The 24,141-nt window shown below is 69.4% G+C and carries 27 protein-coding genes and 1 pseudogene; 10 read left to right on the top strand and 18 right to left on the bottom strand.

The window, feature by feature from the left end; translation table 11 throughout:
- Positions 1–2: 2 nt before the first annotated feature.
- A complete protein-coding gene (locus tag DMP23_RS24475; protein WP_337822627.1) occupies positions 3–1,397 on the bottom strand; it encodes an FtsW/RodA/SpoVE family cell cycle protein in 1,395 nt (464 codons plus the stop codon).
- Between the two features lie 162 nt (positions 1,398–1,559).
- Here DMP23_RS24475 and DMP23_RS24470 point away from each other — a divergent pair, with 162 nt between their 5' ends.
- Complete coding sequence (locus DMP23_RS24470; RefSeq protein ID WP_337822626.1) at positions 1,560–2,234, top strand: DUF998 domain-containing protein; 675 nt, start codon at positions 1,560–1,562, stop codon at positions 2,232–2,234.
- Here the strand turns inward: DMP23_RS24470 and DMP23_RS24465 are convergent, their stop codons facing one another.
- From DMP23_RS24465 to DMP23_RS24435, 7 genes are all read right to left on the bottom strand, one after another.
- Positions 2,235–2,594, bottom strand: a complete 360-nt coding sequence (locus DMP23_RS24465; protein WP_037810243.1) for a Sec-independent protein translocase subunit TatB — start codon at positions 2,592–2,594, stop codon at positions 2,235–2,237.
- Between the two features lie 36 nt (positions 2,595–2,630).
- Positions 2,631–3,239 carry a TetR/AcrR family transcriptional regulator gene (locus tag DMP23_RS24460; RefSeq protein ID WP_134733139.1) on the bottom strand — a complete coding sequence of 203 codons (609 nt, stop codon included), beginning with the start codon at positions 3,237–3,239 and terminating at the stop codon, positions 2,631–2,633.
- Positions 3,236–4,582, bottom strand: a complete 1,347-nt coding sequence (locus DMP23_RS24455; protein ID WP_051728724.1) for a nucleobase:cation symporter-2 family protein — start codon at positions 4,580–4,582, stop codon at positions 3,236–3,238. Before DMP23_RS24455 ends, DMP23_RS24460 begins: the two co-directional genes overlap by 4 nt.
- A gap of 25 nt (positions 4,583–4,607) precedes the next feature.
- The gene (pucL, locus tag DMP23_RS24450; protein WP_337822625.1) at positions 4,608–5,498 is read right to left on the bottom strand and encodes a factor-independent urate hydroxylase; all 891 of its coding nucleotides are present in this window, start codon (positions 5,496–5,498) and stop codon (positions 4,608–4,610) included.
- Between the two features lies 1 nt (position 5,499).
- Positions 5,500–5,817 carry a hydroxyisourate hydrolase gene (gene uraH / locus DMP23_RS24445; RefSeq protein ID WP_037810248.1) on the bottom strand — a complete coding sequence of 106 codons (318 nt, stop codon included), beginning with the start codon at positions 5,815–5,817 and terminating at the stop codon, positions 5,500–5,502.
- Positions 5,814–6,299, bottom strand: coding sequence for a 2-oxo-4-hydroxy-4-carboxy-5-ureidoimidazoline decarboxylase (gene uraD / locus DMP23_RS24440; protein ID WP_337822624.1), 486 nt, complete (start codon positions 6,297–6,299; stop codon positions 5,814–5,816). Before uraD ends, uraH begins: the two co-directional genes overlap by 4 nt.
- A gap of 81 nt (positions 6,300–6,380) precedes the next feature.
- Positions 6,381–6,857: a helix-turn-helix domain-containing protein gene (locus tag DMP23_RS24435; protein ID WP_043833120.1), complete on the bottom strand. Its 477-nt coding sequence runs from the start codon at positions 6,855–6,857 to the stop codon at positions 6,381–6,383.
- 108 nt (positions 6,858–6,965) lie between these two features.
- Between DMP23_RS24435 and allB the strand changes: the two genes are divergently transcribed.
- Both allB and alc read left to right on the top strand, forming a co-directional pair.
- On the top strand, positions 6,966–8,294 hold the full coding sequence (gene allB, locus DMP23_RS24430; protein ID WP_037810251.1) for an allantoinase AllB: 1,329 nt from the start codon (positions 6,966–6,968) through the stop codon (positions 8,292–8,294).
- A gap of 4 nt (positions 8,295–8,298) precedes the next feature.
- Complete coding sequence (alc, locus tag DMP23_RS24425; protein WP_037810253.1) at positions 8,299–9,318, top strand: allantoicase; 1,020 nt, start codon at positions 8,299–8,301, stop codon at positions 9,316–9,318.
- A 68-nt stretch (positions 9,319–9,386) separates the two neighbouring features.
- On the opposite strand, the gene DMP23_RS24420 is transcribed toward alc, so the two are convergent.
- From DMP23_RS24420 to DMP23_RS24410, 3 genes are all read right to left on the bottom strand, one after another.
- On the bottom strand, positions 9,387–11,396 hold the full coding sequence (locus DMP23_RS24420; protein ID WP_337822623.1) for a hypothetical protein: 2,010 nt from the start codon (positions 11,394–11,396) through the stop codon (positions 9,387–9,389).
- Positions 11,393–11,725, bottom strand: a complete 333-nt coding sequence (locus DMP23_RS24415) for a type VII secretion target (RefSeq protein ID WP_051171583.1) — start codon at positions 11,723–11,725, stop codon at positions 11,393–11,395. The genes DMP23_RS24420 and DMP23_RS24415 overlap by 4 nt, the downstream gene beginning before the upstream one ends.
- A 125-nt stretch (positions 11,726–11,850) precedes the next feature.
- Entirely contained in the window at positions 11,851–12,027 is a 177-nt protein-coding gene (locus DMP23_RS24410; protein WP_167441866.1) for a hypothetical protein, read from the bottom strand.
- A 69-nt stretch (positions 12,028–12,096) separates the two neighbouring features.
- Between DMP23_RS24410 and DMP23_RS24405 the strand changes: the two genes are divergently transcribed.
- Genes DMP23_RS24405 through DMP23_RS24395 form a run of 3 tightly spaced genes read left to right on the top strand, consistent with a single transcriptional unit; the run spans position 12,097 to position 13,407 of the window.
- Positions 12,097–12,261, top strand: coding sequence for a ribbon-helix-helix protein, CopG family (locus tag DMP23_RS24405; RefSeq protein WP_134668052.1), 165 nt, complete (start codon positions 12,097–12,099; stop codon positions 12,259–12,261).
- Between the two features lies 1 nt (position 12,262).
- Complete coding sequence (locus tag DMP23_RS24400) at positions 12,263–12,589, top strand: glyoxalase (RefSeq protein WP_037810255.1); 327 nt, start codon at positions 12,263–12,265, stop codon at positions 12,587–12,589.
- Positions 12,586–13,407 (top strand): class I SAM-dependent methyltransferase, encoded by an 822-nt coding sequence (locus DMP23_RS24395; protein ID WP_337822622.1) that lies wholly within the window; start codon positions 12,586–12,588, stop codon positions 13,405–13,407. The genes DMP23_RS24400 and DMP23_RS24395 overlap by 4 nt, the downstream gene beginning before the upstream one ends.
- Positions 13,408–13,501: 94 nt before the next feature.
- Here the strand turns inward: DMP23_RS24395 and DMP23_RS48085 are convergent.
- The 5 genes and pseudogenes from DMP23_RS48085 to DMP23_RS24370 all read right to left on the bottom strand — a co-directional run.
- Positions 13,502–13,756, bottom strand: a pseudogene (locus DMP23_RS48085) (DUF6228 family protein); the annotation flags it as partial.
- 69 nt (positions 13,757–13,825) lie between these two features.
- A complete protein-coding gene (locus tag DMP23_RS24385) occupies positions 13,826–14,302 on the bottom strand; it encodes a CoA-binding protein (protein WP_037810257.1) in 477 nt (158 codons plus the stop codon).
- On the bottom strand, positions 14,299–15,585 hold the full coding sequence (locus tag DMP23_RS24380) for an O-acetylhomoserine aminocarboxypropyltransferase/cysteine synthase family protein (protein WP_337822620.1): 1,287 nt from the start codon (positions 15,583–15,585) through the stop codon (positions 14,299–14,301). The genes DMP23_RS24385 and DMP23_RS24380 overlap by 4 nt, the downstream gene beginning before the upstream one ends.
- A gap of 11 nt (positions 15,586–15,596) precedes the next feature.
- On the bottom strand, positions 15,597–16,106 hold the full coding sequence (locus tag DMP23_RS24375) for a GNAT family N-acetyltransferase (protein WP_337822619.1): 510 nt from the start codon (positions 16,104–16,106) through the stop codon (positions 15,597–15,599).
- The gene (locus tag DMP23_RS24370; protein WP_337822618.1) at positions 16,103–16,936 is read right to left on the bottom strand and encodes a putative RNA methyltransferase; all 834 of its coding nucleotides are present in this window, start codon (positions 16,934–16,936) and stop codon (positions 16,103–16,105) included. Before DMP23_RS24370 ends, DMP23_RS24375 begins: the two co-directional genes overlap by 4 nt.
- 174 nt (positions 16,937–17,110) lie before the next feature.
- Between DMP23_RS24370 and DMP23_RS24365 the strand changes: the two genes are divergently transcribed.
- The 4 genes from DMP23_RS24365 (at position 17,111) to DMP23_RS24350 (ending at position 21,678) form a co-directional block, all read left to right on the top strand.
- A complete protein-coding gene (locus DMP23_RS24365) occupies positions 17,111–18,478 on the top strand; it encodes an ammonium transporter (protein WP_238607822.1) in 1,368 nt (455 codons plus the stop codon).
- Positions 18,475–18,813: a P-II family nitrogen regulator gene (locus DMP23_RS24360; RefSeq protein WP_043827775.1), complete on the top strand. Its 339-nt coding sequence runs from the start codon at positions 18,475–18,477 to the stop codon at positions 18,811–18,813. Before DMP23_RS24365 ends, DMP23_RS24360 begins: the two co-directional genes overlap by 4 nt.
- A 3-nt stretch (positions 18,814–18,816) precedes the next feature.
- A complete protein-coding gene (locus tag DMP23_RS24355; RefSeq protein ID WP_037810260.1) occupies positions 18,817–21,120 on the top strand; it encodes a [protein-PII] uridylyltransferase in 2,304 nt (767 codons plus the stop codon).
- Positions 21,121–21,300: 180 nt separating this feature from the next.
- Positions 21,301–21,678: a hypothetical protein gene (locus tag DMP23_RS24350; protein ID WP_037810443.1), complete on the top strand. Its 378-nt coding sequence runs from the start codon at positions 21,301–21,303 to the stop codon at positions 21,676–21,678.
- Between the two features lie 199 nt (positions 21,679–21,877).
- Here DMP23_RS24350 and DMP23_RS24345 read toward each other — a convergent pair whose 3' ends face one another.
- Together DMP23_RS24345 and DMP23_RS24340 are read right to left on the bottom strand one after the other, a co-directional pair.
- On the bottom strand, positions 21,878–22,330 hold the full coding sequence (locus tag DMP23_RS24345) for a MarR family winged helix-turn-helix transcriptional regulator (protein ID WP_037810262.1): 453 nt from the start codon (positions 22,328–22,330) through the stop codon (positions 21,878–21,880).
- A 9-nt stretch (positions 22,331–22,339) separates the two neighbouring features.
- Positions 22,340–24,133 carry an ABC transporter ATP-binding protein gene (locus DMP23_RS24340; protein ID WP_337822617.1) on the bottom strand — a complete coding sequence of 598 codons (1,794 nt, stop codon included), beginning with the start codon at positions 24,131–24,133 and terminating at the stop codon, positions 22,340–22,342.
- Positions 24,134–24,141 lie beyond the last annotated feature (8 nt).

Genomic DNA, 24,141 nt, shown 5'->3' with positions numbered 1-24,141 from the left:
GCTCACCGAGGCCGTTTGACCAGCACGGTCCCGGCCTCCGCCAGTGGGGCTCGCACCGTCTGCACTGGTTCCGTCGTGCTCGGCTGGCGGGCTGCGTCTGAGATCCGCAGCAGCAGCGCGACCAGGATGTAGTTTGCGAGCAGTGACGAACCGCCCTTCGACAGGAACGGTGCGGTGATGCCGGTTTCCGGGATCAGCTTCGTCACCCCGCCCACGACTACGAAAATCTGCATCACCACGGTGAACGCCAAGCCGCCGCCGAGGAGTTTGCCGAAGCTGTCGCGGACGGCGAGCGCGTGGCGCATACCGCGCAGGGCGATCAGCAGGTACAGCATCAGCACCGCGGCCAGCCCGAGGAAACCCAGTTCCTCGCCGATGCTGGCGGTGATGAAGTCGCTGTTCGCCTCGGGCACGATGTCCGGCCTGCCCGCGCCGAGGCCGGTTCCGCCCATGCCGCCGGTGCCGAGGCCGAACAGGCCCTGCGCGATCTGGTACCCGCCGCCGGCCTGGTCGTACGTCGCGAGCGGGTCGATCCAGTTCGCGACCCGCTGCCGCACGTGGTTGAACAGGAAGTACGCCAGCACGCAGCCGCCGGCGAACACCGTCAGCCCGGCGTACACCCAGATCACCCGCTCGGTCGCGAGGTAGATCATCACCAGCACGATCCCGAAGAACAGCAGCGAGGCGCCGAGTTCCTTCTCGAACGCCAGCACCGCCACGCAGCCGAGCGCGGCGAGCACAATCGGCCCGAGGTCGCGCGCCCGCGGCAGTTCGACGCCGAGCACCTTGCGCCCGGCGACCCGGAACAGCTCCCGTTTCGCGACCAGCGTCGTCGCGGCGAACACGATCAGCAGCAGCTTCGCGAACTCGCCCGGCTGGAGCGACAGCGGGCCGATTCTGATCCACACCTTCGCGCCGTTGGCCTCCGACAGCGACGACGGCAGCAGCGCGGGCAGGAGCACCGCGACGATCCCGGCCAGCCCGGCGAGGTAGCCGTACCGGGCCAGCACGCGGTGGTCGCGAACGAAACCGAGCACTGCCAGGAACAACGCCAGCGCCACGACGGTCCACAGCACCTGCTGCCCGGCGACGGCCGAGTACGTCTTGCCCCGCTGCACCGCCTGTTCGGCGAGCCCGAGGTCGATCCGGTGGATCACCACCAGTCCCAGCCCGTTGAGCAGCACGGTGCACGGCAGGATCAGCGGGTCCGCGTGCGGGGCCCAGCGCCGGACCGCGAGGTGCGCCGCCGCGACCACCGCGGTGAACGACGCGCCGTAGCCGACGACGGAGAAGCTGAGCCGCGCCAAGGCGTTCGCGTCCACGAGCAGGAACGCGCACCAGACGATCGCCACCGCGAACAGAAGCAGCCGCAATTCCGTACCGCGCGCGGCAGGCATGGATTTCCCGTCGGTAGAAATCAGTGAACCGCCGCGAGGGTAGTCGCGATTTCTGGCAGGACGCTGAGAATGCGCGGCAATTCGGGCGGACTGTCCGAAAGCGACGGGACAGCGGCCGGGATATGCTTTCGGGAAAGCGGGCGGGCGAGCGGAGAACCAGCGGTGACGACAGAACTGACTCCGGTGCTGGTGTCGGCCCCGTCGGCGAAAGCGACGAAACGCGCGCTCGGCGCGGCGGTGGTCGCGGTGCTGCTCGCCGCGGCGTTCCTGGTGGTGCTGCACGTCGACCGCTACTGGGGCCCGATCGACCCGGTCAGCGCGATGCTCAGCGACTACGCCTGGACTCCTGGCTGGTGGATGTGGGCGGCGGCGATGCTGCTGACGTCGGCCGGTTCGGTCGTGGTGGCCGTGGTCCTGCGCCGCCGCGGGCTGCTGCGCGGAGGGCTGACGGTCGTCGCGATGGCCGCCTGGTGCGCCGGGCTCGCGGCGGTCGCGTTGTTCACGAAGGACCCGCAGGGAAATGCGGTGTCGTGGGTCGGCAAAGTGCACCTCGGCGCGACCGGGATCAGTTGTGTGAGTTTGCCGTTGGCCGGATGGCTGCTCGGCCGGGCACACCGGAATTCGCCGGATTGGCGGGGTTATGCGCGCTGGTCGCGTATTCTGGGGTTGGCGGCCGTGCCGTTCTTTCTGCCGTTTCTCATTCCGTTCGCGGCCAATGTCGCATTCGGGCAGCATCTGCCGACCGTCGCGACCGGGCTCGTGGAACGGCTGATGGCCGTGCTGGAACTCGTCGAACTGCTCGTGCTCGCCGGATGGGCGTGGCGCGCGGCCGAATGATCAGGTGGCGTCGGGATCGACCGGCGGCCGCTCGTTCGCCCGCAACGGAACCGGAGCCGGAACCGGCGGGACCGGCGGCGGCGTCGCGGCCGGGGGAGTGTCGTCGAACAGATACCTCGTCACGGCCGCCCGGGGGTTGCCCATCCGCAGGGACTGCAGTTCCTGCAACGGTTTCCGCAGCTCCTGATACTCCGGGCCGAGTTCCGCCTCGAGCTGGGCCTTGGTGCCCGCGGCGAACCCGCGCGCGCGTTTCAGGGCCTGCGCGACCCAGTGCGCCGCCTCGGGCAGCCGCTCCGGGCCGAGGATGAACAACCCGGCGAGCAGCAAAATCACGATGTGGTCGATGCTGAGACCGAACACCGGCCACCTCCTGCGGACCCGGACGCTGGTTCCAGCTTAGCCGCCGGAGGGACGGCGTTTCCCGTCGTCACCCAGTTCGGTCAGGAGCCGTCGCGCTACGTCGACCACCGCCGCGCCCGCGACCGCCATCGGTTCAGTCGTCCGCATGGAGCGGCACAACACGAACGCGCCTTCCAGGCTGGTCACCAACGCGAGCGTGAGCGTGCGGGCGTGCTCCTCGGGAAGCCCGAACGCGGAGAACCCCTTGGTGCCCGCTTGGGTCCATGCCTCGAACACGTCCGCGGTGGCCTTGCGCAAGGGTTCGTTCGTGGTCGCCACTTCGAGCGCGACGGTCGCGATCGGGCAGCCCTCGACGTAGTCCGTGTCGAGCAGCGTGGTGACCGCGCCCGCGAAGAAGCTTTCGAGACCGGTGATCAGGTCCGGCGCGGGCCCGATGAAAACCTCGAACAGCTGCGCGTACTGCATCCCCGAGGTGCGTACCACTTCTTCGCCCAGCTGCTCCTTGCCGCCGGGGAAGAAGTGGTACACCGACCCGAAGGGCGCGCCGGCCTTTTCGACAATCTGCTTCATGCCGGTGCCCGCGTACCCGCCTTGCCGGAACAGTTCCGCCCCGGCGGCGAGGATCCGGTCCTTGGTGCCAGTCACGACACCGAGGATAGCTCCTGGACGGTAGAGCGTTCTATCAAGCGCGGCCGGAGCACCAGGTTGAGCACCACCGCGGTCACGCAGCCCGCGCTGATCCCGGAGTTGAGCACGACCTGCAGCGCCGCCGGGAACCCGGAGTAGAAGTCCGGCATGGCGATCGGGATGAGCCCGACCCCGAGCGACGCGGCGACGATCGCGACGTTGATCGGATGCTCGAACGACGCCTTCGCGAGCGTCCGGACGCCGCTGACCGCGACGCTGCCGAACAGCACCAGCCCGGCACCGCCGAGCACCGGCTGCGGCACCAGCGCGACGATCCCGCCGGTCACCGGGAACACGCCCAGCAGCACGAGCACGACGCCGCTGGCCGCGACCACGTACCGGCTGACCATGCGGGTGAGCGACACGAGTCCGATGTTCTGCGCGAACGCCGTGCAGGCGAACCCGCCGAAGATCGTGCCGACGGCGGTGGAGAGCCCGTCCGCGCGCAGGCCGTCGGCCAGGACGCGGCTGGTGGTCGGCCGGTCCACGATCTCGCCGAGTGCCAGCAGGTCAGCGGTGCTTTCCGCCATGATCACCAGCATCACGATGAGCATCGAGACGATCGCCGCGATGTCGAACGCCGGCGTGCCGAAATGGAACGGCGTCACGATGCCGAACACTGGGGCCTGCTTCAGCGTCGAGGTGTCGACCTGGCCCATCGGCCACGCCACCGCGGTACCGGCGACCAGGCCGAGCAGCAGCGCGATCCGGCTCCAGAACCCGGTCAGGAACCGGGTGAACACCAGCACCGCGACCAGCGTGATCCCGGCCAGCAGGAGCCCGCTGGGCTTGGCCGATTTCTGCTGCGCGGCGATCCACTGCACGGCGACCGGCAGCAGCGAGATCCCGATGAGCGTGATGACCGTCCCCGTCACCACCGGCGGGAAAAACCGCGTCAGCTTGGAGAAAAACGGTGCGGCGAACACGACGAACACGCCGCCGACGAGCGTGGCGCCGTAGACGACGCCCAGCGCGTTGCCGTCGCGATGCTGCGCCGCGATGGACAGGATGGGTGCGACAGCGGCGAAAGTGACGCCGTTGACCAGCGGCAGTCTCGCGCCGAAGCGCCAGAAGCCGAGGGTCTGCAAGAGAGTGGCCAGCCCCGCGGTGAACAACGCCGCGCTGATCAGCAAGGCGAGCTGGCCGGGGGAGAGGCCTACGGCCGCGCCGATGACGAGCGGTGGTGCCACCACTCCGGCGTACATGGCCGCTACGTGCTGGATTCCGCCGAGGATCAACTGCGGCAGCGGAGGCGCCGCGTCCACGGGGTGCCGAGAAGGTCGTTCCTGTGCAACTGACATGCGCTCTCCCGGAGGGGACTCGGGGCTAGAGCACGGCGTCGGTCCAGGCCGGGCCGGGCTCTTCGGCTTCGTCGCGGACCACCGTGCCTTCGATGAGGCCGTACGGGCGGTCGGCGGCGTAGAACACCTCGTTGTGGTTCTCGAGGCCGAAGGGGCTTAGATCGACGAGGAAGTGATGCTTGTTGGGCAGGGAGAACCGGATCTCGGCTACTTCCGGCCGTGCTTGCAGCACGGCTTCGCCCATCGCGTACAGGGTCTGCTGCAGCGAAAGACTGTGCTTGGTGGCGAACGTCTCCAGGAGCGTCCGCCGGATCTCCCGATGGCTCTTGGCCCAGTCGATCCCGGTGAATCCCTCGTAGCGCCAGCGCGCGGTGACGGCGGTGGCGAGAATGCGGTCGTCGGTTTCGACGAGCGTGGTGTATTCGTCCTTCGGGTATCCGTGGAATTCGGACCCGGTGGACTTGAGCACCACCAGACCGTCCACTCCGGACACCACCCAGGCGCGGTCGGCGTGCACGGTGACGGTCGTGGTGCGGCGTTCGCCGCCGGAACTGCTGAACGAATGGTCGTGCGGCGCGCCGTCCACGGTGATGCGGTCCCATTCCTGCTCTTCGACGGAAATCCGCGCACCGGTGATCTTTTCCTGCGTGCCGACGAAGTGCTGGCCGAGCCGCAGCGCGAAATCCTCGATCTCGCCGACGTCCTGCTGCTTGGCGAACGCGTACACCGTGTTCTTCTGCGTGTCGGTGGCCAGCACGGCGGAGTTGTCGCCGGTGAGGTGCGTGGCCGACAGGTCGCCGCGCAGGGCCGAGGACACCGTGAGGTCGCGCAGGTGGTGCACGCCGCCGGCGCGCCGGACGGTGACGAGGCGGACCTCGGCCTTGCCGTACTGGTTGGGGCCCAATGAGATTCCCATGTCAGCTCCCGCGATAGGTGGAATAGGCGAACGGGCTCAGCAGCACCGGCACGTGGTGGTGCGACGTGCCGTCGACGATCCGGAAAGCGATCGTGACGTCGGGGAAGAACGCTTCCGGGCCGAGGTAGCTCCCGGTGTCGAAGATCAGCCGGTACACCCCGGGGTCGAGCGTGTCCGGGCCGAGGTCGCGGATTCGGCCGTCGTCGTCGGTCTTGCCTTCGGCGACGAGCGAGCCGTCCTGGCGCTCGAAACGCACGGCGATCCCGGCGGCGGGTTTCCCGGTCGCGGTGTCGAGGACGTGCGTGGTCACAAGACTCATGCTGTTACCGCTTTCGCGAGGCGCAGTTGCGCGATCTTGGCCAGCTCCGCGCCGGCGACGTCGAGTTCGGTCTCCGGGTCGTTGCCGAGCCGGGAGCGCAGGTTCGCGAGCAGTTCCTCGCCGCTGCGCCCGCTCGCGCACACCAGGAAGACGTGGCCGAAACGGGCTTCGTACTCGGCGTTGGCGGCGGCGAATTCGTCCGCGTTGTCCACGCCGGACTGCTCCGAACGGGACCAGTCGGCGTCGCTGCCCTTGCTGGTCGGGCGTTCGCCGATCCTCGGGTGCGCGGCGATCGCGTCGCGGATCTCGTTGCGGCGCAACGGGGTCGCGCTGTCCGCGCTCTTGCTCAGCGCGGCGAAATCGGCGTACGGGCGGCCGTCGAGCACGGTGTCGACCCAGCGCGGCACGGCCAGGCAGGCGGTGAGCGTCGGCCGGAGTTCGGCGGCGGATGCGGAGTTGAACTCGGCGAGTGCGAGCGGCAACGGAATCTCCTCCGGGGAGGTGGTGTTCCGCTGACCGTACGGCCGGGTCGAGCGTGCGTCAACACTTTGTTGAATCGCGGCTCAGTCGGCTTCCCGGTTGAGGTAGTTGTAGACCGTGAACCGCGTGACGCCCAGTTCCTCGGCGACCGCCGAAACCGATTTCCGCAGGTTGAAGGCCCCTCGCTCGCGCAGGAGGCGGACCGCGCGCTGCTTTTCCGGGCGGTCGAGATCGCGGAGTTTCGAGCCGAGCTCGCGTTCCACGTCGGAGATCAATCGCGAGAGCGCGCTGTTGAGTTCGACCGCCGGAACGGTGTCGGAATCGTCGGTTCGGCGCAGTTGCAGCGTCACCCGGGTGGCCCCGCCTTCGAGGGCGGCGCGGGCGATCGAGGGCAGCGCGGCGAACAGCTCGTCGGCGGTGCCGCGGGCCAGGGTGCCGAGGGGGCCGAAGTCGGTGTCGAGCCCGGCCGCGTCGGCGGCGTCGCGGGCGCGGACGGCGTGCTCCGGCGGTGCGCCCTCGCCGCGAAACGGCTCGCTGGTGAACTCGGCTTCCAACTCCACCTGGTGACCGTAACGTGGGAGGGACGGCGTTGACGAGCCGGGAAGGACGTGTCTAATCTCGGTGAGCGAAAGAGTCTTTCCGTAACGTGGAAGTGGAGGAGACCGTCGATGGACCTCGTGGTGCGGGCCGCGCGTGCGGTGACCCCCGCCGGTCTCGGGCCGGCGACGATCGGCGTGCGGGACGGCCGGATTGTCGCCGCGGAACCCGGCGTTGTCGAGATGCCGGGCACGCGGCTCGTCGAGCTGGCCGAGGACGAGGTGCTGCTGCCCGGTCTCGTGGACACCCACGTGCACGTCAACGACCCCGGCCGGGCCGAGTGGGAGGGTTTCGAGACCGCGACGCGCGCGGCCGCCGCCGGTGGCGTCACCACGATCGTGGACATGCCGCTCAACAGCCTGCCGCCGACGGTCGACGTGGCCGCGCTCGAGGTCAAGCGCAAGGCGGCGAGTGGTCGCGTGCACGTGGACGTCGGGTTCTGGGGCGGCGCGATTCCGGGCAACGAAGGCGATTTGCGCGGGCTGCACGACGAAGGCGTCTTCGGTTTCAAATGCTTCCTGCTGCACTCCGGCGTCGACGAGTTCCCGCCCCTGGACGCGGACGGCCTGGAATCCGCGCTGCGCGAGCTGAAATCGTTCGACGCGCAGATGATCGTGCACGCGGAGGATTCCGACGCGATCGACGCCGCTCCCGACCCGCACGGCGAGAAGTACCACGACTTCCTCGGTTCCCGCCCGCGCGGCGCGGAAAACCTGGCCATCACGCACGTGATCGAAGCGGCGCGGCGCACCGGAGCCCGCGCGCACATCCTGCATCTGTCCTCTTCGGACGCGCTGCCGCTGATTGCCAGTGCTCGCCGCGAGGGTGTCGCGCTGTCGGTGGAAACCTGTCCGCACTACCTGTCGTTCGTCGCGGAGGAAATCCGGGACGGGGCAACGCAATTCAAGTGCTGCCCGCCGATCCGCGAGGCGGCGAACCGGGAATTGCTGTGGCAGGGTTTGGCGGACGGCGTGATCGACACGATCGTCAGCGACCATTCGCCGTGCACGCCGGAGCTGAAACGCTTTGACACCGGCGATTTCGGTCTTGCCTGGGGCGGTATTTCCAGCCTGCAGCTCGGTCTGCCCGCGATCTGGACGCAGGCCCGCCAGCGCGGCTTCGGCCTGGTCGATGTCGTGCGGTGGATGGCCGAGCGACCGGCCGCGCAGGTCGGGATGACGCGCAAGGGCAAGCTGGAAGTGGGCTGCGACGCCGATTTCTGCGTCTTCGCGCCGGACGAGGCTTTCGTCGTGGACGTCGCGAAGCTCAAGCACCGCAACCCGGTGAGCGCGTACGACCAGCGTCCGCTGGCCGGCGTCGTGCGCGGCACGTGGCTGCGCGGCGAGCCGGTGACCGGCGGCGAACCGAGGGGGACTCTGCTGACCCGGGGCAATTGCTGAAGAGATGGAGGAGCACGTGTCCGACCGTCCGGAGTGGACTACCCAGCCCGATCTGGCCTCGCGCCTGTTCGGGGGCACCGTGATGTGGGCGAGCGACGAACTGTTCGCCGAGAAGGAAAACCTGGTCAACCCGTGGCGGCCGGCCCACCGTGCCGAAACGTTCGGCCCGAAAGGCCAGGTGTACGACGGCTGGGAGACCCGGCGGCACCGCGAACCCGGCGACGACCACGCCCTGATCCGCCTCGGCCTCGGCGGCGTGGTGTCCGGGGTAGTGGTGGACACGGCGTTCTTCAAGGGCAACTACCCGCCGTTCGTGTCCGTGGCGGCGACGTCCGTCCCCGGCTACCCGAGCGCGGCCGAACTGCAGGACGCCGACTGGGACGTCCTGGTCGACCACGAACCAGCGGTCGGTGATTCGGAGAACTACTACAAGGTGACGTCCCCGCGGCGCTACACCCACGTACGCCTCACCCAGCACCCCGACGGTGGCGTAGCCCGACTGCGCGTACACGGTTCGCCGGTTCCCGACCCTTCGCTGCTCGACCCGCGCTCCCTGGACTTGGCGGCGCTGGAAAACGGCGCGGTCGTCACCGGGTGCAGCGACATGTTCTATTCGTCGCCGAACAACATGCTGTCGCCGGGCCTGGCCGCGCACCAGGCGGAGGGCTGGGAAACCGCCCGCCGCCGCGACGACGGCAACGACTGGGCGACGGTCTCCCTGGCGGGCGCGGGCTTGGTCCGGTTCGTGGAACTGGACACCAGCAACCTCAAGGGAAACGCCCCCGGCTGGGCGTCGGTGAGCGGCCGCCTGGACGAGGGCGAGTGGGTGGAACTGTTGCCGCGCACCAGGTTGCAGCCCGACACCCGGCACCGCTTCGCCCTGGCGGACGACGGCCCCGAGGTAACGGAAGTCCGCCTGGACATCTACCCCGACGGCGGCCTCGCCCGGCTGCGCCTGTTCGGCGAACTGAGCAAACGCGGCAGGGAAGCCATGACGGCACGGTTCGCGGAGACGTCCGACTGACCTCTCGGCGGTCACAGCCGTGCGGGTCACCCTGGAATTCCTTCCGGGTGACCCGCACGGTTTTTTCGTTACTCCGCGGTGCTTCCTTCGGCGGCCGGATCCGGATGCTCCTTGCGCCACTCCTCGTCGGAGGTCTTCCAGGCTTCCTCGGCCTGCATGTGGATGTCGGTGATCGCCTTGTCGAAGTTGATCGCGTCCTTGCCGATCCAGCCCACGAAGTTCTTGCTGCTCTTGGCATCGGCCAGGCCCTTGAGGAAGGGGTAGAGCTTCGGGTGCGTCTTGAAGTACTCGTCCGGGGCCTTGACGATGTCCTTCCAGACGTTCTTGCCCCCGGTGTACTTCTGAACCTGGGGGAGGTCGCACATGTTCTCGAGCCAGCTTTCGTGCTTCTTCATCCAGCTGAACTCGTAAGGCTTGAGCGGCGACTGCGGGCCTGGGGGACGACCGGATCCGCCTCCGTTGCCCTGGGTGTTGCCGTGCTCGCCGCCTTGGTTGTTTTCCTGGTGATTGCCGCCTTGGTTGCCCTCTTGGTGATTGCCGCCTGCGTTGCCTTCTTGGTGGTTCCCGCCTGCGTTGCCTTCTTGGTGGTTGCCGCCTGCGTTGTCGCCGTGGTGGTCGCCGCCGGTGTTCTCGTTGTGCTGGTTGCCGCCGCCCGCGTTGTCGCCGTGATGGTCGCCGTTGGTCTCGTGGTTCTGGTTCCCGCCCGGGTTGTCCTCGTGGTGATTGTTCCCGCCGGGAGTCTCGTCGTGCGGCGTGTTGCTGCCGCCGGGGGTGTCGTGGTGCTGGTTGTTCCCGCCGGGGGTGTTGTCGTGGCCGCCCGGCGTGTTCTCGTGGTTGCCGCCCCCGCCCGGGGTGTCTTCGTGGTGCGGATTGCCGCCAGGAGTGTCGTGGGGGCGGTTGGGCGGCGGGTTGAAGTGCTGATCCGCGGCCAGCCAGGTGTCGAACGGATCGTCCTCGTGCGGCTGGTTGTTCGGCCGCTCTTCGTGCGGGGTGTTGTTTCCGCCCGGGGTGTCGTCGTGGTGGTTGTTGCCGCCTGGCGTGTCGTCGTGCGGCGTGTTGTTGCCGGGGGTGTCCTCGTGTGGGTTGTTGTTTCCGCCGGGCGTGTCGTCGTGCGGGGTGTTGTTCCCGCCGGGGGTGTCGTCGTGGTGGTTGTTGCCACCCGGCGTGTCGTCATGCGGCGTGTTGTTCCCGCCGTGACCACCCTGCCCGCCCTGACCGCCACCGCTACCGCCGCTCCCGCCGCCATGGCCGCCGCCGTGGTTGCCGCCCAGGTCGGTCATCTCGTGGTTGTTCCCGCCGCCGTGCGAGCCGCCGCCGCGTCCGGGTTTCACCTTCTCCGCCAGTTGCGCCAACCGGCTCGCGGTCCGCCCTCCCAGGCCGACCACCCGGGCGATCTTGGACGCCATCGTCAGCGCCAGCGAGATCCCCGACCGGATCACGTTGCCGACCCCGACCACGATCGACGCGCCGAACGTGAACGCCGCCATCGCGAGCGCGATCAGCATCGTCGCGATGACGTCGCCGAGGAACGTCGTGATCAGGTCCCGGATCAGCGAACGCACCACGGTGACCAGGGCCATCGTCGTCTCGACGACGTAACCGGCGACGTCGACCGCCTGTCCGGCGCTGTCGATCTGGCCCCGCCGGTCGCCGATGTTCTTCTTGAACGCCTCGGCGCCGTCGCCCTGCCAGTCGGTGACCGTCTTCTGCAGCGTGGTGTCGAGGTCCTTCGCCGCGTTGCGCAGGTTCTGCGCGGTCTTGTGCAGTTCCTCGGCCATCTTCTTGATCGCCGCGGGGTCGCCGGCGAGCTTGTCGAGGCCCTCTTTGAGGAACGAGATGTGCTCGATCAGCCAGCCGAGCCCGGCCGCGATCAGTTTGCCGAACGGGTCGAGGACGAAGGCCGCGGTGTCCGCGATCGCGCCGACGATCGAGACGCCGATCTCGACCCCCACCGCGGCCGCGTCGGCGCCGTGCAGGTGCTGGATTTCCTGGATCGAAGAGACGACGCTGTGCCAGCTGTCCGCGACCCCGGCGCCGGTGGTGCTGTTCGCATCGGTGATGGGCTCGACGACGCTCATTTCACCTGCTCCGGCTTGAACTTGTCGAACGCCTTCGCGAGGTCCTGGTCGCCCTTGCTGTACTGCTCGCTGGCCTGGCGCGTCTTGTCCGCGCTGTCGGTCACGTCCTTCGCGACGCCGTGCAGATTGTCGGAGACGGCCTTCAGCGCGATGCGCGCCGGAATCGCGAGCACCTGCGCGAGCACGACGCCGAACGCGTCGATGTCCCCGCCGTTGGCGTCGTCCACCGCCTTCGCGGAGTCGTTCACCGTCGGCACGGTGGTCTTGTCCAGGTACTCGCTGAATGTGTGCAACTCGTCCGGGTGGACGGTGAAGCCGTTCCCTGCCACCAACACTCCTTCGCCTGCCGCGATCGGGCCGCGCCGAGTAGAGCAGCGGCGGCTGAACCGGAGGCGACGTGCGTGCGGACGAAGGCTGAACGAGACGATCTTCCTGCCCGGAAGGGACGGACGGGTCAGCCGCGCGCGCTGGGGCGGTTCAGGTAGGCGGAGAAGGACGACAGCAGGGCCGCGACGCCGACGATCGCGGTGACCCACCACGGGCCGCCGGTCACCAGGTTGAACACGAACGCGGCAGCCATCAGGACGGCGGCGATGATGTTCCTGATCTGCAGCCCGGAGGGTTTCGCCATGCCTCCACCTTCTCACGAGCGCCAGGGGCGGGCCTTGTCCGCCGCTGGCTAGATTGCTAGCATCCTAGAATGGCCGGTGAAGAGGTCAAACAATTCAACGTCTACCTGCCGGTCGAGCTGATCAAGCAGGTGAAGTACCGGGCGATCGAGACCGAGCAGTCACTGTCCGCGCTGGTCACCGCGGCCTTGCGGGCTTATCTCGGCACCTCGCCCGACCAACGAGAGGACGGCTGACATGAGCGACGGCATCACGATGTTCGTCATGGAGACGCACAACTGGGGCAAGACCGCGAAGTTCCTGCAGCGCGTGGGGTTCAGCCTCGATTTCGAGACCGACCACAACTCGGGCCAGCTCTCAAACGGCGACGGCGCGCCGGTGTTCGTCGTCGAGGTGCCGGAAAACCAGGAGCCGCGCACGGCCGTGGTGGTGGCGGTGCCGGACGAGTCGGTCGACGCGGAACTCGACGTCGTCACCCCGTTCGAAGACACTCACTACGGCACGCGTGAGATGACCGTGCGGGATCCGGACGGCCGGATCTGGACCCTGCGGGCCCCGAAGTGAGCGAGCCGGACCACACCGCGGTGCGCGTCGCGTTGTGGCGCGCGCTGCACGTGCTCGCCGATCCGCCGCCGCACGCGCTGGCCGACGAGATCGGGCTGCGGCTGGCCGATCCCGGTCCGGACTGGCGCTCCCGGCCGGACATGGACCTGGACTTCACCCGCCGGTTCCGCGCGGGAATCGCGTTGCGCAGCCGGTTTGTCGAAGATCTGGTGCGCGAACGCGGGGTCTCGCAGTACGTCCTGCTCGGCGCCGGGCTGGACACGTTCGCGCAGCGGGAACCGGAGCTGGGCGTGCGGGTGTTCGAGATCGACCAGCCGGGCACGCAGGAGTGGAAGCGCGCGCGGCTGGCCGAACTCGGGCTGCCCGCCCCGTACCGGTTCGTGCCGGTCGACTTCGAATCCGGCGAACAGTGGCCGGAACGCTTGGCTGCCAACGGTTTCGAGCTGGAGAAACCCGCCGTGGTGGCGTCGACGGGAGTCAGCATGTACCTGACGCGCGAGGCGAACGCCGCGACATTGCGTGCGCTCGCCGGTTTCGCGCCGGGCACCGTCGTGGCGATGACGTTCCAGATGCCGGAGGAGTATCTGGAGGAACCCGATCGCGCGGCCCGGGCAGCGGCGATGAAGGGCGCGAAGGCGGCGGGGACGCCGTTCGTGAGCTTCTTCGCGCCGGACGAGATGCTGGATTTCGCGCGGGAGTGCGGTTTCCAGGACGTCCGGCATGTCAGCGCAGCTGAGCTGAACAAGCGGTATCTGTCCGGTCGTTCGGACGGGCTGGAGACGTCGGGGGAGGAGTTCCTGGTGGCGACGGTCAGCTGAACTCGGCGTCGCGGTATTCGACCGGAAACCCTTCGGCAGTAAGGAAATCGTGCAGCTGGGCGGCGAGGTCGTCCTTCTCCGCGCCTGCCTCCATCGTGGTCGTGACGGTGGCTTCCCATTCGCCGTAGACGGACTGTCGCCACGGACGCAGCGTCCAGGCCAGTTCGATGCGGCCGCCGGAGTGGTGGGTCGCGCAGACGATCAGGTCGCGGTCGGCATTGACCCAGCGTCGCTCGCCTTCCCAGCCGCGGAAGTCGAGCCCGTCGAGAAACCGGGCGAGGCCGCGGCTTCGCCGAACCGCACCGAGACCTGGTCGCCGCGGAACACGACTTCCCGGTCGTCCAGGCAGGTCATCTCGGTTTCCGGCCGCGGCCAGCCGTGCGGGCAGTTCGGGTTCACCTCGCCGAACCTAGCGTGTTCAGGGCGCGGTTTGCCGCCGTGAGCTGATCACCCCGGTGTTGAACCCCGCGAGATGCAGCCCGCCCGCGAACCGCGCGTGCTCGATCTTCACGCAGCGGTTCATCACCACGTCCAGCCCGGCTTCGCGGGCGCGGTCCGCCACCGGTTCGTGCCACAGGCCGAGCTGGAGCCACAACGTCCGCGCGCCGGCCTCGATGACCTCCTCGGCGACCCCGGGGAGGTCGTCGTGCTTGCGGAACACGCTCACCAGATCCAGTTCGCCCGGCACGTCCGCCAGCGACGGATACACCGGCCGCCCCAGCAACGTGTCGAGCCGCGGGTTGACGAAGTTGACCTCGTAACGCGTCGAAGACAGCAGATACGTCGCCACGAAGTAGCTCGGCCGCGCCGGATTCGCCGACGCGCCTACGACCGTCACCGATTTCGTGCGCCCGAGAAGACGCCGCCGTTCGACCGCTCCGACGTCGTAGCTCACGCGTTCACCGCCTTGTCGAGAGCCTGGTCGAGGTCCCACAGCAGATCTTCGACGTCCTCCAGCCCGACCGACAGCCGGATCAGGTCCGCGCCGACGCCCGCCGCGGCGAGCTGGTCCTCGGACAGTTGCGCGTGCGTCGTCGAGGCCGGATGGATCACCAACGTCCGCGCGTCGCCGACGTTCGCCAAGTGCGACAACAGTTCCACCGATTCCACGAACTTCTCGCCCGCCGCGCGTCCGCCCTTGACTCCGAACGAAAACACCGCGCCCGGCCCCTGCGGCAGATACCGTGCCGCGCGCTCGTGATCCGGATGATCGGGCAGCCCCGCGTAAGACACCCACGCGACCCGCGGGTCCGCGTTCAGGTACTCCGCGATCGCCTGCGCGTTGACCACATGCGCGTCCATCCGCTGCGGCAGCGTTTCCACGCCCTGCAGCAGCAAAAACGCCGAATGCGGCGACAGCACCGCGCCGATGTCACGCAGTTGCTCTGCGCGCAGCCTCGTGCAGAACGCGTACTCGCCGAAGTTCTCCCAGTACTTGAGCCCGCCGTAACTGTCGACGGTCTCGGTCATCCGGGGGAATTTTCCGTTGCCCCAGTTGAAAGTCCCCGCTTCGACGACGACTCCGCCGAGCGTCGTGCCGTGGCCGCCGAGGAACTTCGTGGCCGAGTGCAGGACGATGTCCGCGCCGTGCTCGATCGGACGGCAGAGGTACGGCGTCGCGAGCGTCGCGTCGACCACGAGCGGGATGTCGTGCGAATGCGCGAGATCGGCCAGCCCGGCGAGGTCCGCGATCGCGCCGCTCGGATTGCCGATCACCTCGGTGTAGATCAGCTTCGTGCGGTCAGTCACCGCTTTGGCGTACTCCTCGGTGTCGCCGTGCACGAACGTCGTCTCGACGCCGAACCGCGCGAGCGTCCCGGTGAGCTGCGTGACCGTCCCGCCGTACAGCCCGGCTGCCGACACGATGTGGTCGCCGGCCTCCGCGAGCGCCGAGAAGGTGAGGAACTCCGCCGCCTGCCCGCTGGCCGTCGCGACCCCGCCGATGGCCCCTTCAAGGCTCGCGATGCGCTCCTCGAACGCCGCGACGGTCGGGTTGCCGATCCGGCTGTAGACGTTCCCGTACTTCTGCAGCGCGAACAGATTGGCCGCGTCGGCCGCGTCCTCGAACACGAAGCTGGTCGTCTGGTAGATCGGCACCGCACGGGCCCCGGTCGCGGGGTCGGGAGTGCCGCCGGCGTGCAGGGCGCGGGTGCGGAAGCCCCAGGTACGTTCGCTCATCGACGGTCACGCTAACCCAGCGCGGGCGGTGGCGGCCATTCCTCCCGGAGAGTGATCGGGCGGGCGCGCCAGACCACCGCGAGTGCCGGATCGCCTGCTGGGTCCGGCTCGATCCGCTCGACCGCGAATCCTTCCCGCTCGTAGAACGCCGCGGCCCGCTCGTTGGCGGCGAAGTGCTCGATGCGCAGCCGGTCGACGCCTTCCGGCAGGTGGCTGGCGAGGGCGTCGAGCAGTTGTGGGCCCAACCCGCGGCCGCGGTGTTCCGGGTCCAGGTAGAGCTTGTAGACGACGTGGTCCGGTCCGCGCTGACCGACGCCGACGACGCACCCGTCGAGTTCGGCGACGACGACTCGTCCGTCGGTCACGGCCGCGCCGATATGCGCTTCGTTCCACCACTGGCGGACTTGGCGCTGGGCCGCCGCTTCGCCGATCAACGGGGTGTAGTGCGGCGGGATGTGCGTCTCGCCGAAACGGCAGATCGCCTCGACGTCGCTCAGTTCGGCCCTGCGCACCCGGCTCACGGCCCGTCGTCCCTCTTCCGCCAAGTGCTCACCGAAACCGCCAGCGTCACGTCCCGGCCCGCCGCCGCTTCGAGCCGCTCCCGCCGTCCGTCCCGGTCGAGATGGAACCCGGCAGGCCCCATCGCCACCACATCCCGCACCTGTGCCGCGCTGAACGCCTGCGTCCGGATCACCTCGACCCCGGACTCCCGCACGAACAACCCGCCCAACGCGGCCTCGAGCCGTTCTTCCTTCCGCGCGTCCACCGCGAGCACCAGGTCCCCCAGCTCCGCGAGATGCCCCGGCAACGGCGACGCCACCACCAGCTTCCCGCCCGGCTCCAGCACCCGGTGGAACTCCGTGGCGTTCCGCGGCGAGAACACGTCCAGAACCACCGAAGCCACCCCGTCGCCCACCGGCCACGGTTCCCACAGGTTCCACACCGCCGCACCCAGCCGCGGATGCGCCCGCGCGGCCCGTCGCAGTGCGATCGCCGACACGTCCAGTGCGAGCCCGACTGCGTCCGGCGCGGCGTCCAGTACTCGCGAGAGGTAATAGCCCGGCCCGGCTCCGGCGTCGATGATCAATCCAGGAGCAGAACCAACCTCAGCGACCGCCTCGGCGAGCGGCGCGTACGCCCCGGAGGACAAAAACGCCGCCCGCGCGTCCACCATCGGCACGGTGTCGGCCGTTCCCGCCGGGATGCGTGCGTGGAGAAGATTGACGTAACCCTGCCGGGCCAGATCGAACGAATGCCGCCGTTCGCAGCGCAGCGTCCGGCCGGTCAGCGAGACCGGCTCCGCGCACACCGAACAGCGCAGCGCTTCGATCACCCGATCAGGCAAAGACATGGCGCTATTCGACCATGAGGTTGCCTGACCGGACATTTCACCCCGGCTCCCCGGAAACGTCCCCGTAACAACCCACGTGCCGGAGTTCACGCGAGGGAAACGTGAACCGAAGCCTGGTGAAACACCCGCGGCCAACACTTCCTCTGCAGTTGCCCACGGCACGGGAGGACGATTGTGCTGAACGCCGGAGACACCGCCTGGGTGCTGATCAGCGCCGCGCTGGTCATGCTCATGACCCCAGGCCTCGCGTTCTTTTACGGCGGCATGGTCCGCGCGAAGAGCGTTTTGAACATGTTGATGATGAACTTCATCGCACTCGCGATAGTCGGGGTGCTGTGGGTGCTCTTCGGGTTCTCGCTGTCCTTCGGCGACGACGCTTTCGGCGGCCTGGTCGGGAACTTCGACTACGCCGGCCTGACGGACGCGTTCGGCAAGCTCGTCGGCCTCGCCAGCGCGGGGCCGCCCGCCGTCCCGTGGCCCGGCCCGGACGCGTTGCCGCTGCTCGCGTTCTGCATGTTCCAGCTGATGTTCGCGATCATCACCCCGGCGCTCATTTCCGGGGCCATCGCGGATCGCGCGAAGTTCTGGGGCTGGACGCTTTTCGTGACGATCTGGGTCATTGTCGTGTACTTCCCGGTCGCGCACTGGGTGTTCTCGTTCGACGGATTCACCGGCAAGGATTCGGTGGGCGGCTGGATCGCCAACCAGCTCAAGGCGCTCGACTTCGCGGGCGGCACGGCGGTGCACATCAACGCGGGCGCCGCGGGTCTCGCCCTCGCGCTGGTGCTCGGCAAGCGCAAGGGCTGGCCGAAGGACACCGGCCGTCCGCACAACGTCCCGTTCGTCCTGCTCGGCGCGTCGCTGCTGTGGTTCGGCTGGTACGGCTTCAACGCCGGTTCCGCGCTCGGCGCCAACGACCTCGCGGGCGTCGCGTTCACCAACACCACCGTCGCGACCGCGGCCGCGGTGCTCGGCTGGCTCGTCGTGGAACAGCTGAAGTTCGGCAAGCCGACCACGCTCGGCGCGGCTTCCGGCGCGGTGGCCGGCCTGGTCGCGATCACCCCCGCCTGCGGTTTCGTGAGCCCGCTCGGTTCGATCGCGATCGGCGTGATCGCCGGGGTGCTGTGCGCGCTCGCCATCTCGCTGAAATTCCGCTTCGGCTTCGACGACTCCCTCGACGTCGTCGGCGTGCACCTCGTCGGCGGTCTTGTCGGCACCGTGCTGATCGGGTTCTTCGCCACCAAGAGCGTGAATCCGGCGGGCGCGGACGGCCTGTTCTACGGCGGCGGCTTCAAGCAGCTGGGCATTCAGGTGGTCGCCGCGCTTGCGGTGCTGGGCTACTCGTTCATCATGACCTTGATCATCGGCTTCGCGATCAAGAAGGCGGGCGGGTTCCGCGTCAGCACCGAACACGAGGTCAGCGGCATCGACGAGGGCCAGCACGCGGAGAGCGCCTACGACTTCACCGGCATGGGCGGCCTCGGCCACTCGGCGACGTTCCCGGCCAAGCCCGTCACGAAACTCGAGGAGACCAAGGCATGAAGCTCATCACCGCGATCGTCAAGCCGTTCACGCTCGACGACGTCCGCTCCTCGCTGGAGCAGCTGGGCGTGCTCGGGATGACGGTGAGCGAGGTCCAGGGCTACGGCAGGCAGAAGGGCCACACCGAGGTCTACCGGGGGGCCGAGTACTCGGTGGATTTCGTGGCCAAGCTGAAGATCGAGGTCGTGGTGGACGACGTCGTGGTCGAGAAGGTCCTCGACGCGGTCACCACCGCCGCGCACACCGGGAAGATCGGCGACGGGAAGGTCTGGGTGACGCCGGTGGAGACGGTCATCCGGGTCCGCACCGGCGAACGCGGCACGGACGCGCTGTAGCCGATGACCGACGGGGGCGAACTCGCCCGAGCCACTGCGCTGCTGCTCGAAGGACGGCACGGAGCGCCCGCGCTGCGGAACTCCCTGGTCGATCTCTACGAGTTCTGGCTCGGGAAAGGAGCGACGGCGGCCGGCGTCGACACCGCGGACCCAGGTGTCGCGCTGGTCGCCGTAGGGGGATTGGGACGGCGCGAGCTGGTGCCGTACTCCGATCTCGATTTGGTGTTGCTGCACAACGGAAACAACCAGGTCGGGGAGATCGCGGATGCGCTGTGGTACCCCCTGTGGGACGCGCGGGTCGGCCTCGACCATTCGGTCCGCACGCCCGGCGAGGCGCTGAAAGTCGCCGCGGAGGACCTGCGTACCGCGCTCGGTCTGCTTGATGCCCGGCACCTGGCCGGCGACCCGGGCCTCACCGAACGCCTCGCGTCCGCCGCCCGCGACCAGTGGCGGCGCACCGCCCGCAAACGCTTGCCGGAGCTGGCTGAATCCGTCCACGGACGATGGCGGCGCAGCGGTGAGATCGCCCAATCCGCCGAGCCGGACTTGAAACACGGCCGCGGCGGCCTTCGCGACTTCGGCGTGCTGGAAGCCCTCGCGGCCGGACAGCTCACCGCGCGACCGGGCGAAGAACTGCTGGCAGCAAAGCAACTCCTGCTCGACGTCCGCACCGAACTCCGCCGCGAAGCACGTCGCGAACGAGACATCCTCAGCGCGGCCGACGCCGACGTCGTAGCGCACGAACTGGAGCTGGGCGACCGATTCGCCTTGGCGCGCAAGCTTTCCGGCGCAGGCCGAACCATCGCGTACGCCGTCGATGTCGCTCTTCGGTCCACTGTGGAGCAACCGCGTCCACTCTTCGGCCGACGCCCGGTTCGCCGCCCGCTGGCGGAGGGCGTCGTACTGCACGGCGACGAGGTCGCGCTGGCCCGAGACGCACTCCCCGCCCGAGACCCCGCGCTTCTGCTCCGCGCCGCAGCGGCCTCGGCTCGGACCGGAAAACCCATCTCACCAGGCACTTTGCGTACCCTCGCGGAGTCCGCCCCGGAACTGCGTGAACCGTGGCCGGACGACGCCCGCAACGCCCTCGTCGAACTGCTGGGCGCGGGGGAGGGACTGGTCGACGCGGTCGAAGCCCTCGACCGCACCGGCCTGTGGGCCCGGCTGTTCCCGGAATGGGGCGCCGTGCGCGACCTGCCGCCGCGGTCGCCAGTGCACCAATGGACCGTCGACCGGCACCTCGTCCAGGCGTGCGTCGAAGCAGCGAAACTGACCACTACCGTGTCGCGGCCGGACCTGCTGCTGATCGGCGCGCTGCTGCACGACATCGGCAAGGGCCGCGACGCCGACCACTCCGAGCTGGGCGCGAAGATCTCCGCCTCGGTAGCGCAACGCCTGGGCCTGCCGCCCGCGGACGTCGCGACGGTCTCCGCGATGGTCCGCCACCACCTGCTGCTGCCGCACACCGCGACCAGACGCGACATCGGCGACCCCGCGACCATCTCGCGCGTGGTGAAAACCCTGGACCGCGACGTCGTCCTGCTGGAACTCCTGCACGCCCTCACCCGCGCCGATTCGCTGGCCACCGGACCCGGCGTCTGGACCGACTGGAAGGACCGCCTGCTCGCCGAGCTGGTCAGCGGCTGCGAGGAAGCCGTGCACGGCAAGGGTTTCACGCCGCCGGAGCCCTTGGACGACGACCAACGCGAGCTGGTCGCCGAAGCCACCCGGACCGGCGTCGGCCAAATCCGGATCTCCGCGCACGGCAAGGTCGTCACGGTGTTGCTGGCCGTCCCCGCGGACCGCGAACTGCTCGCTCCCGCGGCCGGGGTGCTGGCGCTGAACTCCCTGGAGGTCCACTCGGCGGTCCTGCGCGAGCATTACGGCCGGGCGGGCGTGTTCACCGCGTCGCCGAAGTTCGGGTCGCTGCCGGATCCCGCGCTGCTGCGGGAACAGTTCGCCCGCGCGGTCGCCGGGACGATGCCGCTCACCCAGCGCCTGGCCGCGAAGGAACGCGATTACGCGACCGCGTCGCCGGTCGTGGTCAAGCCGGTGGTGCGCTGGTTCGACGACGAAACGAGCGGTCCCGACGCCGTCGTGCTGGAACTGCGCGCCGCCGACCGGATCGGCTTGCTGTTCCGCGTGGCGAGCGCCCTGCGCCGCGCGGAGGCCGACGTCCACTGGGCGAAAGCCGCGACCCTGGGCGGCGCCGTCGTCGACTCGTTCGCCCTCTCGCCGCGCACCGGCCACGTCACCCCTTCGTGGCGCACCGCGATCACCGACGCCGTCCTGGCCGCCGTTTCCTGACCGTCCGTGAAGGACTCCTTGAGGGAATCAGATTCCTTCAAGGAGTCCTTCACGGACGAATGACCAGGGCAGACCCGGCCGCATTGCGCCATCCGGGCTCACCCGTCCGGGGTGTCGGCGGCGCCGACCCCGGTTCCGATGGCAGGATGGCAGGTCCGGGCAAGGGGCGAGGTGAACGCGATGCGAGGGCACGAGAACCTGCCGGAGCTTTCGCTGCCCCCGACAGTCGTGGCCGGGCACCTCCGCACCTGCGCCGAGGAGCTCTCCGCCCTGCTCCGCGGCGACGGATCCGCCGCCACCCTCGGCGAACTCTCCGAGGTGGTCACCCAGCTGGTCGCCGGCCAGCACGCGCTGTCCCACGCCCTGGCCGGTCTCGCCGGGCGCATGGACGTCCGCAATCCCGCGCTCGCCACGGTCTCGCCGTCCGAGGTCGAGGTCCTCACCGAGGTCCTGCAAGCCGCCGCCTGCGCGGTCAGCTGCTCCGCCGAGGAACTCGCCGACGCCGAACCGCTCTTCGAGTTCGCGAGCGACTCCGCGGGACCCGACACCCGCGTTTGAGTAGTCCTACTCAGTCCGGATTGGGGGACTTCACGCTGCCGCGCGCCCGCCCCCGGACGGCAGACTTCTCCCCAACGCCGGGCGGCCGAGGGGGAACCGCTCCGCGTGCCCGCGGCGGAAGGCCTCCTGGGGAGGTGAGCTCTTCCGCCACGGTTCCGGGGACGGCCGTGGGGAGCGGCCGCCCCGGAACTCCCGGGCCTCAGGAATCCGCGATCCGCGTCAGCAGCCCGGCCGCGAGCCGGAGCAGCTCCTGTTCGGTGGGGCTCAGCGTCCGTTCGACGGCCGCGGCCAGCCAGTTCTCCCGCGCGATCGAGTAGGTGCGCAGTTCCCGCAGCCCGGCCGGGGTGATCTCGATCAGCGACCGCCGCCCGTCCGCCGGGTCCGGGGTGCGCGTGATCCACTCGCGTTCGGCCAGCGAGGCCAGGATCCGCGTCAGCGACTGCGGATGGATCCGCTCGGCCTCGGCCAGCTCGCCCGGCGTGTGCGTGCCGCCGCGGTACAGCCGCGACAGCACCGCCAGCACGGCCGGTCCCGGGGCGGGCGAGCCCGCCTCGGAGCGCATCCGCCAGTTCAGCCGCCCGACGCCCTCGCGCACCGTCCGGGCCAGCGTCGCCAGCTCGTCGGCCCGGTGCGCGTCGGGTTCGGTCTCCATGCGGCCACATTAGGCGGTTTCTCCCCGCACCAGCGCGGCATACCTGCCGCCGGAGGCGAGCAGCTCCGCGTGCGTTCCCCGTTCGACGATCCGTCCCGCGTCCAGCACCGCGATCTGGTCCGCGTGCTCCACAGTGGACAGCCGGTGCGCGATCGCGATCGTCGTGCGGCCCGCGGCGAGCCGGTCCAGTTCCGCCTGCACCGCGCGTTCCGTGCGGTTGTCCAGCGAACTCGTCGCCTCGTCCAGGATCAGCACCGGCGGATTGCGCAGCAGGATCCGCGCGATCGCCATCCGCTGCTTCTCCCCGCCGGAAAACCGGTAGCCGCGTTCCCCGACGACGGTGTCGTACCCCTCCGGCAGCGCGGCCAGCGTGTCGTGGATGTGCGCGGCCTTCGCGGCGTTCTCCAGCTCCTCGTCGGTGGCGTCCGGCTTCGCGAACCGCAGGTTCTCCCGCACCGACGCGTGGAACAGATACGTCTCCTGCGACACCAGCCCGACCCCGGCGGCCAGCGACGCGAGCGTGACATCCCGGACATCCGTCCCGTCCACGCACACCTTTCCCTCGGTCACCTCGTACAACCGGGCGACCAGGTAGGCGAGCGTCGTCTTCCCCGAACCCGTCGACCCGACCAACGCCGTCGTCGTCCCCGCGGGCACGTCGAGATCGATATCGCGCAACGTCCACGGCCCCTCGTCGTCGTAGCGGAACGAGACTCCGCACATCGAGACCGCTCCGCCGCTAGGGTGCAGCGTCCGCGCGCCCGGCCGGTCGTCGATCTCCACCGGCAGATCGAGCACCTCGAAGATCCGCCCGAACAACGCCTTCGCCGACGAGACGTTCTGGCCCACCGTCTGCATCGCCGTCGCCGGCGCGAGCAGCCGGTTCAACATGCTGGTGAACGCGACGACCGTGCCCAGCGAAATCGGCGCCGCGCCCCCGGCGAGTTCCAGTCCGGCCGCCCAGTAGACCAGCGCCGGGATGATCGTCAGGCTCATCGACCGCGCCGCCCGCTGCCACCGCCCGGCCAGCGCGGCACTGCGTTCCAGCGCCGCGACCTCGCGCGATTCCTCGGCGAACCGGTCGCGCATCAGCTCCGCGTTGCCCATCGTCTTGGCCAGCAGCACGCCGGTGACCGACAGCGATTCCTCGACGATCGTGGTCAGCCGCGCCATCCGCCGGGTCCGGCCGCGGGCGAGCTTCCGCTGCTTGCCGCCAAGGCGCAGGGTGAACAGCAGGAACAACGGCACGACCACCAGCGACAACAGCGCCAGCTGCCAGTCCATCACCAGGATTGCCACCGCGATCGCCAGCGCTGTCGTGCCGTTCTGCACGATCGACGCGGCGGTCCCGGTGACGACGTTGTCCACGCCGCCGATGTCGTTGAACACCCGCGACAGCACCTCGCCGGTCTTGGTCCGGGTGTAGAAGCCCAGGGACATCCGCTGCAGATGGCTGTACACCGCGACCCGCAGCTCGTTCATCACCCGCTGGCCGATGGTGTTGGACAGCCCGGTGGTCCGCACGCTCAGCGCGCCCGACCCGAGCGCGGCGGCGATCATCCCGGCCGCCAGCAGGCTGACCAGCAGGGTGTCGCGGTGCGGCAGCGCGTCGTCCAGCATCTCGCGCAGCAGGAACGGCGAGGTGACGCCCAGCCCGGCCTGCACGACCAGCAGCGCGCACAGCCCGGCCAGCGCCCGCCGGTGCGGCCGGAAGAGGCCCGCGATGCGGCGGAACGGGACCTGGTCGTCCTCGTCCCCTGCCGGTTCGGCGAGCGTTGGACGCCGGGCAGTAGCTGATGTCATACGCCTAT

The sequence above is a fragment of the Amycolatopsis sp. A1MSW2902 genome, from assembly GCF_017312175.1.
GTDB classification, from domain to species: Bacteria; Actinomycetota; Actinomycetes; order Mycobacteriales; family Pseudonocardiaceae; genus Amycolatopsis; species Amycolatopsis nivea.
The sequence above is the reverse complement of the archived record's forward strand: the minus strand, read 5'-3'. Positions and strand labels throughout refer to the sequence as shown.

Bases quoted from the DNA above. Each gene is read 5' to 3' on its own strand.
- DMP23_RS24380 (WP_337822620.1), bottom strand. From the start codon at position 15,585: ATGAGCGAACGTACCTGGGGCTTCCGCACCCGCGCCCTGCACGCCGGC.
- DMP23_RS24355 (WP_037810260.1), top strand. From the start codon at position 18,817: ATGACCGACGGGGGCGAACTCGCCCGAGCCACTGCGCTGCTGCTCGAA.
- DMP23_RS24350 (WP_037810443.1), top strand. From the start codon at position 21,301: ATGCGAGGGCACGAGAACCTGCCGGAGCTTTCGCTGCCCCCGACAGTC.
- uraH (WP_037810248.1), bottom strand. From the start codon at position 5,817: ATGAGTCTTGTGACCACGCACGTCCTCGACACCGCGACCGGGAAACCC.
- DMP23_RS24400 (WP_037810255.1), top strand. From the start codon at position 12,263: ATGAGCGACGGCATCACGATGTTCGTCATGGAGACGCACAACTGGGGC.
- pucL (WP_337822625.1), bottom strand. From the start codon at position 5,498: ATGGGAATCTCATTGGGCCCCAACCAGTACGGCAAGGCCGAGGTCCGC.
- DMP23_RS24360 (WP_043827775.1), top strand. From the start codon at position 18,475: ATGAAGCTCATCACCGCGATCGTCAAGCCGTTCACGCTCGACGACGTC.
- DMP23_RS24345 (WP_037810262.1), bottom strand. From the start codon at position 22,330: ATGGAGACCGAACCCGACGCGCACCGGGCCGACGAGCTGGCGACGCTG.
- DMP23_RS24475 (WP_337822627.1), bottom strand. From the start codon at position 1,397: ATGCCTGCCGCGCGCGGTACGGAATTGCGGCTGCTTCTGTTCGCGGTG.
- DMP23_RS24455 (WP_051728724.1), bottom strand. From the start codon at position 4,582: ATGTCAGTTGCACAGGAACGACCTTCTCGGCACCCCGTGGACGCGGCG.
- DMP23_RS24420 (WP_337822623.1), bottom strand. From the start codon at position 11,396: ATGAGCGTCGTCGAGCCCATCACCGATGCGAACAGCACCACCGGCGCC.
- DMP23_RS24405 (WP_134668052.1), top strand. From the start codon at position 12,097: ATGGCCGGTGAAGAGGTCAAACAATTCAACGTCTACCTGCCGGTCGAG.
- DMP23_RS24340 (WP_337822617.1), bottom strand. From the start codon at position 24,133: ATGACATCAGCTACTGCCCGGCGTCCAACGCTCGCCGAACCGGCAGGG.
- allB (WP_037810251.1), top strand. From the start codon at position 6,966: ATGGACCTCGTGGTGCGGGCCGCGCGTGCGGTGACCCCCGCCGGTCTC.
- DMP23_RS24370 (WP_337822618.1), bottom strand. From the start codon at position 16,936: ATGTCTTTGCCTGATCGGGTGATCGAAGCGCTGCGCTGTTCGGTGTGC.
- DMP23_RS24410 (WP_167441866.1), bottom strand. From the start codon at position 12,027: ATGGCGAAACCCTCCGGGCTGCAGATCAGGAACATCATCGCCGCCGTC.
- alc (WP_037810253.1), top strand. From the start codon at position 8,299: ATGGAGGAGCACGTGTCCGACCGTCCGGAGTGGACTACCCAGCCCGAT.